General features: G+C 49.1%; 11 protein-coding genes. 4 read left to right on the top strand and 7 right to left on the bottom strand.

Annotation, left to right across the window (positions count from 1 at the left end; genetic code table 11):
* On the bottom strand, positions 1–1,437 hold the full coding sequence (gene sbcB / locus CCE91_RS06140; RefSeq protein ID WP_086434336.1) for an exodeoxyribonuclease I: 1,437 nt from the start codon (positions 1,435–1,437) through the stop codon (positions 1–3).
* 230 nt (positions 1,438–1,667) lie between these two features.
* On the opposite strand from sbcB, the gene CCE91_RS06145 reads away from it, so the two are divergent.
* The 3 genes from CCE91_RS06145 (at position 1,668) to hrpA (ending at position 7,017) form a co-directional block, all read left to right on the top strand.
* Complete coding sequence (locus tag CCE91_RS06145; protein WP_086434857.1) at positions 1,668–2,711, top strand: isoaspartyl peptidase/L-asparaginase family protein; 1,044 nt, start codon at positions 1,668–1,670, stop codon at positions 2,709–2,711.
* Between the two features lie 43 nt (positions 2,712–2,754).
* The gene (locus CCE91_RS06150) at positions 2,755–3,195 is read left to right on the top strand and encodes a CBS domain-containing protein (RefSeq protein WP_086434337.1); all 441 of its coding nucleotides are present in this window, start codon (positions 2,755–2,757) and stop codon (positions 3,193–3,195) included.
* Between the two features lie 84 nt (positions 3,196–3,279).
* Complete coding sequence (hrpA, locus tag CCE91_RS06155; protein ID WP_234996273.1) at positions 3,280–7,017, top strand: ATP-dependent RNA helicase HrpA; 3,738 nt, start codon at positions 3,280–3,282, stop codon at positions 7,015–7,017.
* Positions 7,018–7,090: 73 nt separating this feature from the next.
* On the opposite strand, the gene CCE91_RS06160 is transcribed toward hrpA, so the two are convergent.
* The 6 genes from CCE91_RS06160 to ubiG form a co-directional block, all read right to left on the bottom strand.
* On the bottom strand, positions 7,091–7,357 hold the full coding sequence (locus tag CCE91_RS06160; RefSeq protein WP_086434339.1) for a GrxA family glutaredoxin: 267 nt from the start codon (positions 7,355–7,357) through the stop codon (positions 7,091–7,093).
* 125 nt (positions 7,358–7,482) lie between these two features.
* Positions 7,483–7,755, bottom strand: a complete 273-nt coding sequence (gene yfaE, locus CCE91_RS06165; protein ID WP_086434340.1) for a class I ribonucleotide reductase maintenance protein YfaE — start codon at positions 7,753–7,755, stop codon at positions 7,483–7,485.
* A 6-nt stretch (positions 7,756–7,761) separates the two neighbouring features.
* Positions 7,762–8,892 carry a class Ia ribonucleoside-diphosphate reductase subunit beta gene (gene nrdB / locus CCE91_RS06170; RefSeq protein WP_086434341.1) on the bottom strand — a complete coding sequence of 377 codons (1,131 nt, stop codon included), beginning with the start codon at positions 8,890–8,892 and terminating at the stop codon, positions 7,762–7,764.
* 20 nt (positions 8,893–8,912) lie between these two features.
* A complete protein-coding gene (nrdA, locus tag CCE91_RS06175) occupies positions 8,913–11,252 on the bottom strand; it encodes a class 1a ribonucleoside-diphosphate reductase subunit alpha (RefSeq protein WP_086434342.1) in 2,340 nt (779 codons plus the stop codon).
* 397 nt (positions 11,253–11,649) lie between these two features.
* Positions 11,650–12,339, bottom strand: a complete 690-nt coding sequence (locus tag CCE91_RS06180) for an HAD family hydrolase (RefSeq protein WP_086434343.1) — start codon at positions 12,337–12,339, stop codon at positions 11,650–11,652.
* Positions 12,336–13,064, bottom strand: a complete 729-nt coding sequence (gene ubiG / locus CCE91_RS06185; protein ID WP_086434344.1) for a bifunctional 2-polyprenyl-6-hydroxyphenol methylase/3-demethylubiquinol 3-O-methyltransferase UbiG — start codon at positions 13,062–13,064, stop codon at positions 12,336–12,338. The genes CCE91_RS06180 and ubiG overlap by 4 nt, the downstream gene beginning before the upstream one ends.
* A gap of 194 nt (positions 13,065–13,258) precedes the next feature.
* On the opposite strand from ubiG, the gene gyrA reads away from it, so the two are divergent.
* Positions 13,259–15,916, top strand: coding sequence for a DNA topoisomerase (ATP-hydrolyzing) subunit A (gyrA, locus tag CCE91_RS06190; RefSeq protein ID WP_086434345.1), 2,658 nt, complete (start codon positions 13,259–13,261; stop codon positions 15,914–15,916).
* Positions 15,917–15,919 lie beyond the last annotated feature (3 nt).

Here is a 15,919-nt window from a genome sequence, read left to right on the forward strand (position 1 = left end):
TTACAGGCTCTCGGCATATCGGTAAAGATCTTGTAACAACGCCAGTTTGTGCGGATCTTGCTGATAACGTTCAGCAAGTTGCTCTAGTTCGGATACAAATTGATTCACCGACAGGGCTTTTCCTGGCGGTGCCATTAAGCGCTCGCGGCAAAACTGTTGCCAGCGCATGAGCTCTTGATGCGATAAGGTGTTGGGGAAGTTCCGGGCGCGGTAGCGAAATAGCATTTCCGGTAGTCGGGAATCGGCAAAGTTAAAGCTCTGGCCGGCCAGTTGCTCAGGTTCAGTGGCCCGAATCATGGCCATATTGGTTTTGTCCTGATCACTGAAAAACGCCCCTGAATACAGCTGCAAATCAGGGTCTGTAGGCTCTTTAAAGCGGTTATGCTGGGCTTCATAAACCTGAATCAGGGTGTCGCGTAACTGGCTATTCTGAGCCAGCAGTTGCTGACGTTGAAGGCAAGCGTCAAGGTCTAGCTGCAGTGCTTCGGCGCGTTCGTTGCTCAGCACTTTGGTGGTGGCCACAAAGGGGCACTTATTGGTGTGTAACAGGTGCAAACCCAGTGGTGCCAGATCTTGTTCGGCCAGCTCAGCACGGGGCGTGTATAAACGTTCCAGCAGTGCTTCGGCACTAAGCCCCTGGGCTAGCGACGGGTCGTGGCGTAAGTCCCAGCAAATAACAGCGTTGTTATTCTGCGGGTGGTAGGCCAATGGCATTAACCAACTAACAAAGCCATGCTCGGCGCCATACAGGCCGCTAATGTGTACCAGGGGAGTGAAGTTCACCACATCAATCAGTTGCTGCACCGCTTGCTTGCGGCGTAAGTTGAAGGCGTAGTCGTACAGTTTGGGTTGTTGTGTTTTCACCAGCTTAGCTATGGCAATAGTGGCATACACGTCGGCCATAGCGTCGTGCGCCTGACCGTGATCAATACCGTTGCCGCGGGTCAGGTCTTCCAGCTTCATACTCACGCGGCCATTGTCGTGCTGTGGCCATTCAATACCTTCGGGGCGCAGCGCGTAACAAGCGCGCATTAAATCAATTAAATCCCACCGTGAATTTTGCTGCTGCCAGGTGTGCGCGTATGGGTCTAAAAAATTGCGATAGAACAAAAAGCGGGTAACTTCGTCGTCGAATTTAATGTTGTTGTAACCCACAATTGTGGTGTTTTCGCGGCTAAACTCGGCATGAATTTTGGCTGCGAATTCGGTTTCCTGCATGCCCTGGTTTAACGCGTATTGCGGGGTGATGCCGGTAATCATAACGGCTTGCGGGTGCGGCAGAAAATCCGGCGTTGGCTGTGAATAAATGGTTAGCGGCCGGCCAATTACGTTTAAATCCAAATCAGTGCGAACACCGGCAAACTGCGCCGGACGGTCCACGTTTGGATTCGCGCCCCAGGTTTCAAAGTCGTGCCAATACAACGTAGGCTCTGTCATGGTGTTGTTCGTTATCCGTTACGTGTCAGGCAGCTGGTTTTAGCCTGTGTAGTTAAAGTGTCCTCAGATTATCGTATTCACCTGCTGCTAGCAACGCAGCAGGGCGTTTGCGGCGAGATAAGCGGCGGCAACGGCGCGACTGGCAGCGGCAATACACCTTGTTTGCAATGGGCGGGGGTGGCAGGATAGAGAAACCTCGATTTCTCGCACAACCAATGAGTACAAAAACAATGAAACATTTGACTGTGAAAATCACTACCCTGGCAGCATTTACTATGCTCGCCACACTGGGCGCGCAGAACGTACAAGCCCACGATCATGACCAAGGTAAGTTCGCTATTGCTATTCACGGTGGTGCCGGCACTATTACCCGCGCCAATCTGAATGACGAGCAGGAAGCTGCTTACAAAGCCAAGCTGGACGAAGCTATTAGCGCCGGTTACGCCATTTTAGCCGACGGCGGCAGTAGTTCTGATGCGGTTATTGCCGCGGTTCAAATTATGGAAAAATCACCACTATTTAATGCCGCCAAAGGCGCGGTGTATACCTGGGAAGGCGAACACGAGCTGGACGCCTCCTTTATGCGTGGTGACACTTTAGAAGCTGGTGCTGTAGCTGGCGTCAAGCGCATTGCCAGCCCCATTGCTCTGGCGCGTGAAGTACAGGAAAAATCAGTACACGTGATGCTAAGTGGCGTGGGTGCCGAGCAATTTGCTGAGCAACAGGGTTTTGAATTTGTCGACAATAAAATGTTCGACACCGACCATCGCTATCAGCAACTGCAAGACGCCAAAGCGAAGATTATGGAAAGTGAACAGCCGGAGCAACAAGCCTGGCAGCAGTTGGACACCAAATATAAGTACGGCACCGTGGGTGCTGTCGCACGCGATAAGCAGGGTAATTTAGCGGCTGCAACATCAACCGGCGGCATGACCGCCAAACGTTATGGCCGGATTGGCGATTCACCTATTATTGGCGCGGGCACCTGGGCTGACAACGAGAGCTGCGCGGTTTCTGCTACCGGCCACGGTGAATATTTTATTCGCTACCACGTGGCGGCTGATATTTGTTCACGTATGAAGTATCAGCAAGTAGACGTGAAAACTGCAGGTGATGCGGTTATTCATGGCGTATTAAAAGACGCCGGCGGTACTGGCGGCGTGATTATTGTTGACCACAAAGGTAACGTGCACATGCCGTTTAACACCGAAGGTATGTATCGTGCCAGCCGGGTTGAAGGCGGTGAAACTGAAGTTGCCATTTATCAGGATTGACTATACTTAGCATAAGAATCCTAAACGGCAATTTGGAGGCTTTATGCAGTCGGTACAAGTCAGTGAGTACATGAATCGCCATCCGGTGGTGTTTCATGAAAACATGGCGATTGAAGAGGCTGTTGAGCTGCTGTTAAAAACCGAGCAGCGCGGTGGCCCTGTTGTTGATGATAAGAAAAAAGTAATAGGTTTTTTGTCGGAGCAGGACTGTCTGGCAACCATGTTGCGCGACACCTATCACAAGGAACAAACAGCTACCGTAGGTGACTGTATGTTCCGGGGTGACGTGCTAACAGTTAAGCTGGATGCTGCGGTAATGGATTTGGCGCAAAATATGTCGGCGCATAAACCGAAGATTTACCCGGTAACCGATTATCAGCATAAACTGGTTGGTATTGTGAGCCGCACCGACATTTTGCGGGCATTAGACATGCATTTGCGTGATAGTTACGATCAGAAAACCAAAAAGACGAAGTCACGCTGACAGCAAAGTCTTCAACCTGATAAACTAGCCTCACTTTTGTGGGGCTTTTTTTTACCCGGATATTGGCTTAGGAGTAGGTTTCGTTTGAATTCAAGTTCGGAGCAAGATGCCATAGCGTTGGCTCGCCAGCAGCAACAGTTTCATTTGAACTACCCGGAAGAATTACCGGTAGTGCAGCAAAAAGCCGATATTATGAAGGCGTTGCAGGCACACCAGGTGGTTGTATTAGCGGGCGAAACCGGCTCAGGTAAAACTACCCAGTTGCCGAAATTGTTGTTGGAACTTGGTTTTGGTCGCAAGGGCATGATTGGTCACACTCAGCCGCGGCGTTTGGCTGCCCGCAGTGTGGCGCAGCGTATTGCCGACGAAATGAAAGTGGCGTTAGGTACGGCAGTTGGCTACAAGGTTCGCTTTAGTGATGTAACCGAGCCTCTTACTGCGGTCAAAATCATGACCGACGGCATGCTGCTGGCCGAATTACAGCAGGACCCGCTGCTGAAAGCCTACGACGCCATTATCATTGATGAAGCTCACGAACGCAGTTTGAACATTGATTTCTTGCTGGGTATTTTGCATCAGTTGTTGCCGAAGCGGCCCGACTTAAAGCTGGTGATTACCTCAGCAACCATAGAAACCGAACGCTTTTCCAAACATTTTTCCGATGCACCGGTAATAACCGTTAGCGGCCGTACTTTTCCGGTGGAAACCCGTTATCGCTCGCTGGTGGATGCCAATGGTGGCGAACGCGATGCTATTACCGGCGTAGTTGAGGCGGTATCAGAGCTTATTGCTGAAGGCCCGGGCGACGTACTTATATTTGCCAGCGGTGAGCGCGAAATACGTGACTATGCCGAAGCGCTGCAGGACGCCAACTTCAGAGATCTCGACATACTGCCGCTATTTGCGCGGCTGTCGGCGGCCGATCAGAACCGCGTGTTCCAAAGCCATTCAAAACGCCGGGTGGTGATTGCCACCAACGTGGCGGAAACCTCACTGACAGTGCCTGGTATTCGCTATGTGGTAGACCCGGGTACAGCGCGTATCAGCCGTTACAGTTACCGCACCAAAGTGCAGCGATTGCCGATTGAGCCAATTTCGCAAGCCAGTGCCAATCAGCGCAAAGGCCGTTGTGGTCGGGTAGCACCGGGTATTTGTATTCGGTTGTATAGCGAAGATGACTTTTTAAACCGGCCGGAGTTTACCGACCCGGAAATATTACGCACTAATTTGGCTGCGGTTATTCTACAAATGACGGCCTTGCGTCTTGGTGACATTCGCCGCTTTCCGTTTATTCAAAAGCCCGATGAACGGTACGTTAAAGACGGCATTAACTTGCTGCAGGAACTGCATGCGCTGAAGCAAACCGGTGGGCAGAAGCAACCGCGTTTAACTAAAGTTGGCCAGCAGTTGTCGCGTTTACCCTTAGATCCGCGCCTGGGCCGTATGGTGCTGGCTGCAGCTGAATTTGGCTGTGTACAGGAAGTAGCCGTGATTGTGGCGGCGCTGAGTATTCAGGACCCGCGTGAACGACCACGGGAAGCGCAGCAAAAGGCTGACGAATATCATAAGCGTTATGCCAGTAAAAACTCAGATTTCGAAAGCTATTTGCTACTGTGGAATCATTTAAAAGAGCAGCAACGGGAGCTTTCCAACAGTCAGTTCCGCAAGTACTGCAAAGAGAACATGATTCACTTTATGCGCTTTCGCGAGTGGCAGGACATTTATACCCAGACGCGCCAATCGGCGCGGGAAATGGGGTTGCGGTTGAACCAGGAAACCGCCGACTATGATTCCATTCATCGGGCTATGCTTACCGGCTTGCTGTCGCATATTGGCCAGAAGCAGGACGATAACAGCTTCCAGGGGGCGCGGCAGAGTAAGTTCTATATTTTCCCCGGCTCCGGGCTTGCGAAAAAGTCACCCAAATGGGTAATGAGTGCTGAGCTGGTTGAAACCTCGCGCTTATTTGCGCGCATTAATGCCCGTATTGAGCCTAGTTGGGTGGAGCAGGCGGCTAAGCATCTGGTGAAGCGGAATTACCTGAACCCGCGCTTTGAGAAGAAGCAGGGCAGCGTGGTTGCCGACGAGCAGGTGACTTTGTTCGGTTTAATTATTGTGCCGCGCCGCAAGGTACAGTTTGGTCCGATAAATCCAACTCAGGCGCGTGAGCTATTTATTCGCGAAGGTTTAGTGGCTGGCCAGTTACAACGTCAGTTGCCCTTTGTGCAGCACAATCTGAAGCTCATTGGTGCTATTCAGGAGCTGGAAGAGAAATCACGCCGCCGCGATATTCTGGTAGACGATGAAGCGCTATTTGCTGCCTACGACCGTGATTTACCCGAGAATATTTACAACGAGCAACTGCTTGCGGGCTGGTGGCATAAGGCTGCTAAGCAACAACCTGAACTGCTGAAATTCAGCCGCGAAGACTTAATGCAGCAAAGTGCTGATCACGTGACTGAGCGTGATTACCCGGAATTCTGGCGTCAGGGCAACTTGAAACTGCCGCTTAGTTATAAGTTTGAGCCGACCGAACCAGACGACGGCGTGACGCTTGAAATACCACTGGGGCTGTTAAATCAGCTGCAAGACGAAGGTTTTATGTGGTTAATTCCGGCGTTGCGTGAAGAGTTGCTGGTGGCCCTAATTAAAAGCCTGCCGAAGAATTACCGCCGTAACTTTGTTCCTGCGCCCAATTATGCGCAGGCATTAATGGCGTCTATAGAGCCTTTTGAAAAGCCATTATTACAGGCGATTACTGAACACCTGCGCCGTATGAGTGGCGTTGAGATTCCCGCTGATGCCTGGCAGCTTGAGCAAGTGCCTGTGCATTTGCGCATGAACTTTCGGGTTAGTGGCAATAAAGGCCAGGTGTTGGCGCAGGGGCGAAACCTGACCGCCATACAAGAACAGTTAAGCGGGAAAGTAACAGAAACCATTGCTGCCAGTGTGGGTGATGAGCTGCAACAAACCCAGCTAACCAGTTGGAGCTTTGGTGAGTTACCGGAACGCGTAACCCAGCGGCAGGGCGCGTTTGAATTGCAGGCCTTCCCGGCATTGGTGGATCAGGGCAAAGACGTAGCTCTGGAAATGTTTGATACCCCCGAAGCGGCCGCACATGCGCACCAGTATGGTTTGCGTAAGCTGGTATTGCTGAATGCGCCGTCACCGGTGAAACATTTGCAGCAAAGCCTGTCGAACAAAGCTAAGCTGGCTATGTACTTCAACCCCTGGGGCAAAGTAGATGCGTTGATTGATGACTGCGTGGCTGCTGCTATTGACCATTTAATTGCTGAATTAACGATTCGCACTGAAGAAGACTTTCTGGCGGCGCTGGAGCAGGTGAAAGGGCAGTTGAATGCTCAGGTTGAACGCATTGCTGGTATTGTTGAAACCGTGCTGCTGCGGCACAACGCCATTCAAAAACGATTGAAAGGCAAGTTACCGCTGGATCAAATTCAAGCCCATGGTGACATGAAGCAGCAGCTTGAAGCCTTGGTGTATCCGGGGTTTGTTAGTCGCACCAGTGCTGCACGACTGGAAGATTTGCCACGTTACTTACAGGCCATTGAACGCCGTTTGGAAAAACTACCGGTAGATCCGAATAAGGATCGGTTGGCGATGCTGGCGCTGGAAAAGCTGGGCGCTGATTATCAGGCTTGTGTGGGTAAATATAAAAAGTCGGAACAAATACCCAAAGCGTTGGCGGAAGTACGCTGGATGCTGGAAGAGTTACGGGTAAGCTTGTTCGCACAAACTCTGAAAACGCGTTACCCGGTTTCCGAAAAGCGAATACAGCAGGCGCTGGCTGAGTTTAAATAAATCGTGAAAAGCAGAATTGAAAAAGCCGCAGTCACCAGGTGATTGCGGCTTTTATCGTTAATAAGCTGTAACTTTACGCAGCTGACAAGCCTAAGTTCGCACGAGCATAAGCTTCAAACTCAGTGCAGCCGCCAATGTGCTCTTCGTCCACGAAGATTTGCGGTACGGTTTCTACTGGCTTACCAACGGTTTTTTCCAGGTCGGCTTTGCTAATACCTTCAGCGTGAATATCAATGTAGCGAAAATCAAAATCTTCGCGATCCGCTTTTAACGTTTCAGCAATGTTCTTTGCGCGTACGCAAAATGGGCACGCTGGACGACCAAAAATAACTGTAAACATGAATACTCCCGTTAGTTAAACGACTGGGTGTTTAAAGATAAGATGACACTATTGTCGTACATTCGCGGCAAAATTGGAAATGGCAAAATACGATGTGCCTTATCGGAATAACCGATAACAGCTCGTTAGTGTTCAATATCCAAATCAGAAGCCGGCACGCAGCAGCAGGGTAGAATATCGCCCGAACGAACAAAGGCCAGCGGTTCATTTATATAGGTAACTTCGCCGCTTTTGAGTTTGGTACGGCAAGCCCCGCAGAAACCATTGCGACAATGATAGTGAACTTCAACCTGTTCTTTTTCCAACGCATCAAGCAGGGTACCCTGACTACCGTCAGTTGAAGCAGAAACGGTCAGCTCGCGCTGACCGTTTACTTTCACTTTAAAAGTGTCGCTCATGATTCGTTATAGCTCGAAGTCACCTAAATCAGACGCACTCACTTCACTGTCAATTTGACCGACTAGATAGGAGCTGATTTCGGCTTCTTGTGGTGCTACCTGCACGTTATCTGATACCAGATATTTGTTCATCCACGGCAGTGGGTTGCTGCGCTGATCAAACGGCGCGTCAAAGCCAATGGCTTCCATACGCAGGTTGGCAATGTACTCAACGTACTGACATAACATGCTTTCGTTCAGGCCAATCATAGAGCCGTCTTTAAACAAGTAGTGCGCCCATTGTTTTTCCTGCTCAACGGCTTTCATGAAAATAGCTAAAGCTTCTTCACGTAACTCTTCGGAAATTTCTTTCATTTCCGGGTCGTCTTCGCCGTACTGCCATAAGTTCAGAATGTGTTGTGTAGAAACCAGATGCAGGTTCTCGTCACGCGCAATCAGGCGGATAATTTTAGAATTACCTTCCATCATTTCGCGCTCTGCAAAAGCAAAAGTACAGGCAAAGCTCACGTAAAAGCGAATCGCTTCCAGCGCGTTCACTGAGTTAATGCACAGGAACAGCTTTTTCTTTAGCTCACGCTGATTAATCAAGTAGGTTTTGCCGTCTACTTCAATTTCACCTTCACCGTGGGTTTGCCACAGTTGGGTGTGGAAAATCAGGTCATCGTAGTACTGCGAAATGTCGTTCGCACGAACCTGAATTTCGCGGTTAATCACGATGTCGTCAAACACTTCACTCGGGTCGGTAAACAGGTTACGCAGAATGTGCGTGTACGAACGCGAGTGAATAGTTTCAAAGAATGACCAGGTTTCTATCCAGGTTTCCAGTTCCGGCAACGATACTATTGGCAGCAGGGCAATGTTGGGGCTACGGCCCTGCACCGAATCCAGCAGTGTTTGGTATTTCAGATTGGAAATAAAGATATGCTTTTCGCTAGCTGTCATGGCGTTGAAATCAACGCGGTCGCGGCTAACGTCAACTTCTTCCGGGCGCCAGAAAAAGCTGATTTGCTTCTCGATAAGTTTCTCGAAAATACTGTGCTTTTGCTGATCATACCGCGCAACACTCACCGAGTTACCGAAGAACATAGGTTCGGTAAGCGGGTTGGTATGATTCTGGTTAAACGTTGAATAAGACATAAATTACACTTCGCCTATTGTTATATTTTGCATGCGCCGCCAGCACAATCATCATCGTCTTCGATAATGGCTACTGTTGCGGCTTGAGTTGCTGGCGTACTTTCCGGGTTTGCTACCCGAGCTTTCAAGTCGTTTTGGCTATCAGACGCACCGTCGCGGGTATTGTGATAGTACATGGTTTTAATACCGAGCTTGTAGCCGTACAGCAGATCTTGCAGCAGCTGTTTCATCGGCACTTTGCCACCTTCGAACTTGCTCGGGTCGTAGTTGGTATTGGCAGAAATAGTTTGGTCTACAAACTTCTGCATAATGCCAACTAATTCTAAATAGCCTTTGTTGTTCGGAATAGACCACAGCAGTTCGTATTGATCTTTTAAGCGCTCATATTCCGGTACTACCTGACGGGTGACGCCGTCTTTGGAAGCTTTCACACTGATATGTCCGCGTGGCGGCTCAATACCGTTAGTGGCATTGGATATCTGCGATGACGTTTCCGAAGGCATCAGCGCTGACAGGGTAGAGTTACGCATGCCGTGTTCTTTAATATCGGCGCGCAGTTTGTCCCAATCCAGTTGCAGTGCTTCGTTACATACCGCATCCAAATCTTTCTTATAGGTGTCAATTGGCATGACGCCTTTGTAATACGTAGTTTCATTAAATTTCGGGCAAGCGCCACGTTCTTTCGCCAGTTCCATGGAAGCTTTCATCAGGTAGTACTGAATCGCTTCAAAGGTTTGGTGAACCAGGCCGTTGGCTGAACCATCAGAGTACTTCACGCCATGCTTGGCCAGGTAATAAGCGAAGTTGATAACGCCAATGCCTAAGGTACGACGGCCCATAGAGGCGTTTTTAGCCGCTGGTACCGGGTATTCCTGATAATCGAGCAGGCTATCAAGTGCGCGAACTGCCAATTCAGCTAAGCCTTCAAAGTCTTCCAGCTTCTCGATGGCACCTAAGTTGAACGCCGACAACGTACATAAGGCAATTTCACCTTCTTCGTCGTTTACATGGCGCAGTGGCTTGGTTGGCAGGGCAATTTCAAGACACAAATTGCTTTGACGAACCGGTGCCAGCTTAGGATCGAACGGGCTGTGCGTGTTGCAATGGTCAACGTTCTGCAGGTAAATACGGCCAGTACTGGCACGTTCCTGCATAAATAAACCAAACAGCTCAATGGCTTTAATACGTTTCTTACGAATGCTTTCGTCGTTTTCGTACTGAATGTACAAACGTTCGAACTCGTTTTGATCAGCGAAGAAAGCGTCGTACAAACCAGGCACGTCAGAAGGACTAAACAAAGTAATGTAGTCGTCTTTCACCAGACGTTGATACATAACGCGGTTGAACTGCACACCGTAGTCAAGGTGGCGTACGCGGTTTTCTTCAACACCGCGGTTGTTCTTCAGCACCAACAGGTTTTCAATTTCCAAGTGCCACAGCGGGTAGAACAGGGTGGCTGCGCCGCCACGAACACCGCCTTGCGAACAGCTTTTAACCGCTGTTTGGAAGTATTTATAGAAGGGAATACAACCGGTGTGGAAAGCTTCGCCGTTGCGAATAGGGCTGCCCAGGGCGCGGATGTTACCGGCATTAATACCAATACCGGCACGTTGCGACACATATTTCACAATGGCACTGGCGGTGGCGTTAATGGAATCTAAGCTATCGCCTGCTTCAATCAATACACACGAGCTGAACTGACGCGTTGGCGTACGCACACCGGACATGATTGGCGTTGGCAGTGAAATCTTGAATAATGAGGTGGCGTCGTAAAAACGCTTCACGTAATCCATGCGGGTGTCGCGCGGGTAGTTGCCGAATAAACAAGCCGCTACCAACATATACAGGAACTGCGCGCTCTCATAAATCTCACCGGTAACCCGGTTTTGCACCAGGTATTTGCCTTCCAGCTGCTTAATAGCGGCATAAGAAAAATTCAAATCACGTGAATGATCAATATAGTCATTCATTTCATTGAATTCGGCTTCGGTGTAATCGTCCAGCAAATGCTTGTCGTAACGACCGTTTTCAACCAGCTTGGTTACATGCGCGTACAAATGCGGTGGCTCAAATTGGCCGTACGCCAATTTGCGCAGGTGGAATACCGCCAGACGAGCTGCCATGTACTGGTAGTCCGGAGCTTCTTCAGAAATCAAATCCGCCGCAGCTTTAATAATGGTTTCGTGAATGTCTTCGGTCTTAATACCATCGTAAAACTGAATGTGGGATTTAATTTCAACCTGTGAGGCTGAAACATTGTTCAAGCCTTCGGCGGCCCAGATAATAACGCGGTGGATTTTATCAAGATCAAGAGGCTCGCGTTTGCCGCTACGCTTGGTAACAAAAAGCTGTTGGTTCATAAGGCTGTGTCCGGTTCTGTTTATTGAGTTAGCGCATATTTATGTAGAAGCCAGGAAACACAAGATATAGTGGTTATTAGTTGTTCAGTTTGAAAATTGCACAATATCTTGGGTTTGAGATTGACGTTTATGCTAGCAGTTATCGCGCTCGGATCAAGGGACTTTTTATGAAGAAAACCGTAAATTATAGTTAGCAAATGGTGGCGGTTGCGATGGGACGCAGAGGGGGCGCGACTTTGCCGATAATCAAGTGTTTAAATTTTTTTTTAATAATATTTTAACTATTAAAAACACAGTCTCATAGCCACAAAGTCTAAGCCTTATAAAACGTGGGCTAGATGGCGATCACCCACAACATCTGTGGGTAATGCGGCTAACATTTACTATATCTTGTGTTTTAGGGTAAAAGCTTAATAAGCTCATTTGGGGCCGAAATGTGGTGATCAGCCTGCCATTTATGGGGTTCATCGTTAGCATGAATGTAGCCATACTCAGCTAAAATAGTTCGCATTCCAGCGCGTCGGCCCGCTTCAATATCGCGCTCAGCGTCACCCACATACCAACAGTCACTGGCCGCTACTGATAAGGCCTGCGCAGCGTGCATTAATGGCGCAGGATCTGGCTTAGCTACATTCAGCGTATCACCACACACAACCACCTCAATGGGTGCCAGTAATGAGAACTCCGGCAGCAATAGCTTGGTTAAAAAAGTCGGTTTGTTGGTAACTATGGCTACTGCAATACCGCGTTTGCTGAGTTCGCTTAGCAGCTCCTGAGTGCCTTTATACAGCACTGTATGGGTAGCAATGTTGCTTTCATAGCGAGTTAAGAACTGCTCGCGCAGGCTTTGTTTATTCGCGTGAAAGTGATCGCCAAAGCCTAATTGCAGCAAGCCGTTGGCGCCATGCGAGGCCAGCGGGCGAAACTCGTGATCGGGTACCGCCGGGCGTTGATGTTGTTCCAGCATGTGGTTCAGGGCGGCACCTAAATCTGCAGCGGTATCTAATAAGGTACCGTCCAGGTCAAATAAAATGGCTTTTGGTGCCTGGGTAGGTAAGTCAGTGTTGGCTACTGCTTCAGTGCTCATTCCGCCGGACGCTCCAGACACACAATATAATTAACGTCTACGTTGCTATTATCAAAATAGAAACCGCGCCAGGGCAAATAGTGCATGCCCGTCATGTTTTGTGCCACCAAACCGGCCGCATCTGTCATCTGCAATAATTCCGACGGGCGAATAAATTTCTGATGTTGATGGGTGCCCGTTGGAACCCAGCGCAACACATATTCCGCTGCCACTATGCCTAGCAGCCATGACTTCACATTACGGTTTAAGGTAGAGAAGAACACCTTGCCACCTGGTTTCACAGCCTGAGCAGCTGCTGCCACAATAGCAGCGGGGTCGGGCACGTGTTCCAGCATTTCTAAACAAGTGACCACGTCAAACTGGTTACTGTGCTCAGCCGCAAATGCTTCTGCTGATACTGCCTGGTAGCTTATATCGAGCTGGCTTTCCAGTGCGTGCAAACGGGCAACCTCCAGCGATGCCGGAGCTAAATCAATGCCGGTGACTTTGGCACCAGCACGCGCCAACCCTTCGGCCAGCAAACCGCCGCCGCAACCAATATCCAGTGTGTTCTTATCAAACACGCCACCACAGTGGTCCAAAATATAGTCCAGCCGCAGCGGATTTATTTTGTGCAGTGGTTTAAATTCGCCTTCGGGATCCCACCAACGTGAAGCCAGTGCAGAAAATTTATCAATTTCCTGCGGATCTACGTTCTGGTTTGATTGCGTGTTGGCCGTGGTCATGGAATGATTACTCGTTAAGACAGCAAGAATTGATGCAAGTGTACTGGAGTTTGTTAGGTGAAAAAAGGGTTCCGGAGCTTGCCTGTTCTTTCGTAACATATGGATCCAGAAAAAAGGGTGCGATAGTCACTCGGTATGGGTACAATGCTGCATCATTATAACAATAGACTGACAGATCTTTAGGGACAGGTTTTATGAGTGATCTTGCCAGAGAAATAGTTCCGGTAAATATAGAAGACGAACTGAAGAGTTCATACCTTGACTACGCGATGAGCGTTATTGTGGGTCGGGCCTTGCCTGATGTGCGTGACGGTTTGAAGCCAGTGCATCGCCGCGTGTTATTTGCGATGAACGAACTCCGTAACGATTTTAACAAGCCTTATAAAAAGTCGGCACGTATTGTCGGTGACGTTATCGGTAAATATCACCCACACGGTGATAGTGCTGTGTACGACACTATTGTACGTATGGCCCAGCCGTTCTCGTTGCGCTATATGCTGGTAGACGGTCAGGGTAACTTCGGTTCCGTTGATGGCGACTCGGCAGCAGCAATGCGTTATACCGAAATTCGCATGGCGAAAATTGCGCACGAGCTATTAGCCGATCTGGATAAAGAAACCGTTAATTTTGTACCTAACTACGACGGCACCGAACAAATTCCAGAAGTATTGCCTACCAAAGTCCCTAATCTGTTGGTAAACGGCTCCTCCGGTATTGCTGTTGGTATGGCCACCAACATTCCGCCGCACAACTTAACCGAAGTGGTTAACGGCTGTTTGGCGATGATTGAAAACCCGGATATTGAAATTGAAGAATTGATGGAATATATCCCGGGTCCTGATTTCCCAACTGCCGCCAGCATTTCTGGTCGTGCCGGTATTATCGAAGCTTATAAAACTGGTCGTGGCCGTATTCATTTGCGTGCCAAAGCGGAAATTGAAACTGACAGCAATGGCCGCGAAGCCATTATTGTTAACGAAATTCCGTATCAGGTGAACAAAGCCCGCTTAATTGAAAAGATTGCCGAGCTGGTAAAAGAAAAACGCCTGGAAGGCATTAGCGGTTTGCGCGATGAGTCTGATAAAGACGGCATGCGTATTGTGATTGAACTGAAACGCGGTGAAGTTGGTGAAGTGGTGCTGAACCACTTGTATGCCAACACGCAAATGCAGGTTGTATTTGGTATTAACATGGTGGCACTGGATAAAAACCAGCCGCGCCTGTTTAACCTGGTCGACATGCTGAAGTGCTTTATTTTGCACCGTCGCGAAGTAGTCACGCGCCGCTCGGTATACGAACTGCGTAAAGCACGTGAACGTGCTCACATTCTTGAAGGCCTGGCCATTGCGCTGGCTAACATTGACGAAATTATTGAATTAATTCGTAAATCACCAACTCCGGCGGAAGCTCGTGCGGCCTTATTAGCACGCCCGTGGCTATTAGGTGACGTAGCGGCCATGCTGGAACGTGCTGGTGTTGATGCGGCACGCCCGGATCATTTAGAACCAGAGTTTGGTATTCGCGATGGCCAGTACTACTTAACCGAAGAACAAGCTCAGGCTATTCTTGATTTACGCCTGCACAAGTTAACCGGTTTGGAACACGAAAAGATTCTGGAAGAATACAAGAATCTGTTAGCGCAAATTGAAGCGCTACTACTAATTCTGAACAGCTCTGAGCGCTTAATGGAAGTTATTCGCGAAGAACTAGAATTGATTCGTACCAACTATGGTGATGAGCGCCGCACAGAAATTACTGCTGCCGCACACGACATCAGCATGGAAGACTTAATTAATGAAGAAGACGTGGTGGTAACACTGTCGCATGAAGGTTATGTGAAGTATCAACCGCTAACGGAATACGAAGCGCAGCGTCGTGGTGGTAAAGGTAAAGCAGCCACTAAGATGAAAGACGAAGATTTCGTTGAGCGCTTATGGGTAGCGAATACGCACGATACTATTTTGTGCTTCTCAACCCGTGGTCGTATTTACTGGATGAAGGTGTATCAATTACCACTGGCCAGCCGTGCATCGCGTGGCCGACCTATTGTGAACCTGTTACCGCTGGAAGCCGATGAGCGTATTACCGCTATTCTGCCAACACGTGATTATCCGGAAGATCAGTTTGTAATCATGGCTACCCGTAACGGTACCGTGAAGAAAACTCCATTAACTGAATACTCGCGTCCACGCTCAGGCGGTATTATTGCCTTGAACCTGAACGACGGCGATGAACTGATTGGCGTTGATATTACCAGTGCCGGCAGCGAAATCATGCTGTTCTCTGACGCTGGTAAAGTGGTTCGCTTCAGCCAGGAACAAGTACGCTCTATGGGCCGTACCGCAACTGGTGTTCGTGGTATTCGTTTAGAAGAAGGGCAACGCGTCGTTTCTCTGATTGTACCGCGTACTATTGAAGAAGAAGTGCCAGCCATTTTAACGGTTACCGAGAACGGTTTTGGTAAGCGTACACCTATTACGGATTACCCAGCGAAGAGCCGGGCAACCAAAGGTGTGGTCTCAATCAAGGTGAGCGAGCGTAATGGTCAGGTAGTTGGTGCCATGGAAGTTATTGATACCAACGAAATCATGTTAATTAGTAATAAAGGCACCCTGGTGCGTACCCGCGTTAAAGAAGTATCAACCGTAGGTCGTAACACTCAGGGCGTACGCTTAATTCGTACCGGCGATGACGAAAAAGTTGTAGGTATGCAGCGTATTGATGAAATCGACGAAGAGCTGGTGGTTGACGGTGAAGTGATTGAAGGTGATGCCGTGGCAGAATCTGAAGACGTTAAAGTTAACGACACTGATGCACCAGCTACCGACGCCCCGGAAACCGACGAGGAATAACCT

The sequence above is a fragment of the Pseudidiomarina planktonica genome (assembly GCF_900177775.1).
In the GTDB taxonomy this organism is placed as follows: domain Bacteria; phylum Pseudomonadota; class Gammaproteobacteria; order Enterobacterales; family Alteromonadaceae; genus Pseudidiomarina; species Pseudidiomarina planktonica.

Coding starts and splice junctions, on each gene's coding strand:
- sbcB (WP_086434336.1), bottom strand. CDS start 1,437: ATGACAGAGCCTACGTTGTATTGGCACGACTTTGAAACCTGGGGCGCG.
- nrdA (WP_086434342.1), bottom strand. CDS start 11,252: ATGAACCAACAGCTTTTTGTTACCAAGCGTAGCGGCAAACGCGAGCCT.
- CCE91_RS06160 (WP_086434339.1), bottom strand. CDS start 7,357: ATGTTTACAGTTATTTTTGGTCGTCCAGCGTGCCCATTTTGCGTACGC.
- CCE91_RS06145 (WP_086434857.1), top strand. CDS start 1,668: ATGAAACATTTGACTGTGAAAATCACTACCCTGGCAGCATTTACTATG.
- gyrA (WP_086434345.1), top strand. CDS start 13,259: ATGAGTGATCTTGCCAGAGAAATAGTTCCGGTAAATATAGAAGACGAA.
- ubiG (WP_086434344.1), bottom strand. CDS start 13,064: ATGACCACGGCCAACACGCAATCAAACCAGAACGTAGATCCGCAGGAA.
- yfaE (WP_086434340.1), bottom strand. CDS start 7,755: ATGAGCGACACTTTTAAAGTGAAAGTAAACGGTCAGCGCGAGCTGACC.
- CCE91_RS06150 (WP_086434337.1), top strand. CDS start 2,755: ATGCAGTCGGTACAAGTCAGTGAGTACATGAATCGCCATCCGGTGGTG.
- CCE91_RS06180 (WP_086434343.1), bottom strand. CDS start 12,339: ATGAGCACTGAAGCAGTAGCCAACACTGACTTACCTACCCAGGCACCA.
- nrdB (WP_086434341.1), bottom strand. CDS start 8,892: ATGTCTTATTCAACGTTTAACCAGAATCATACCAACCCGCTTACCGAA.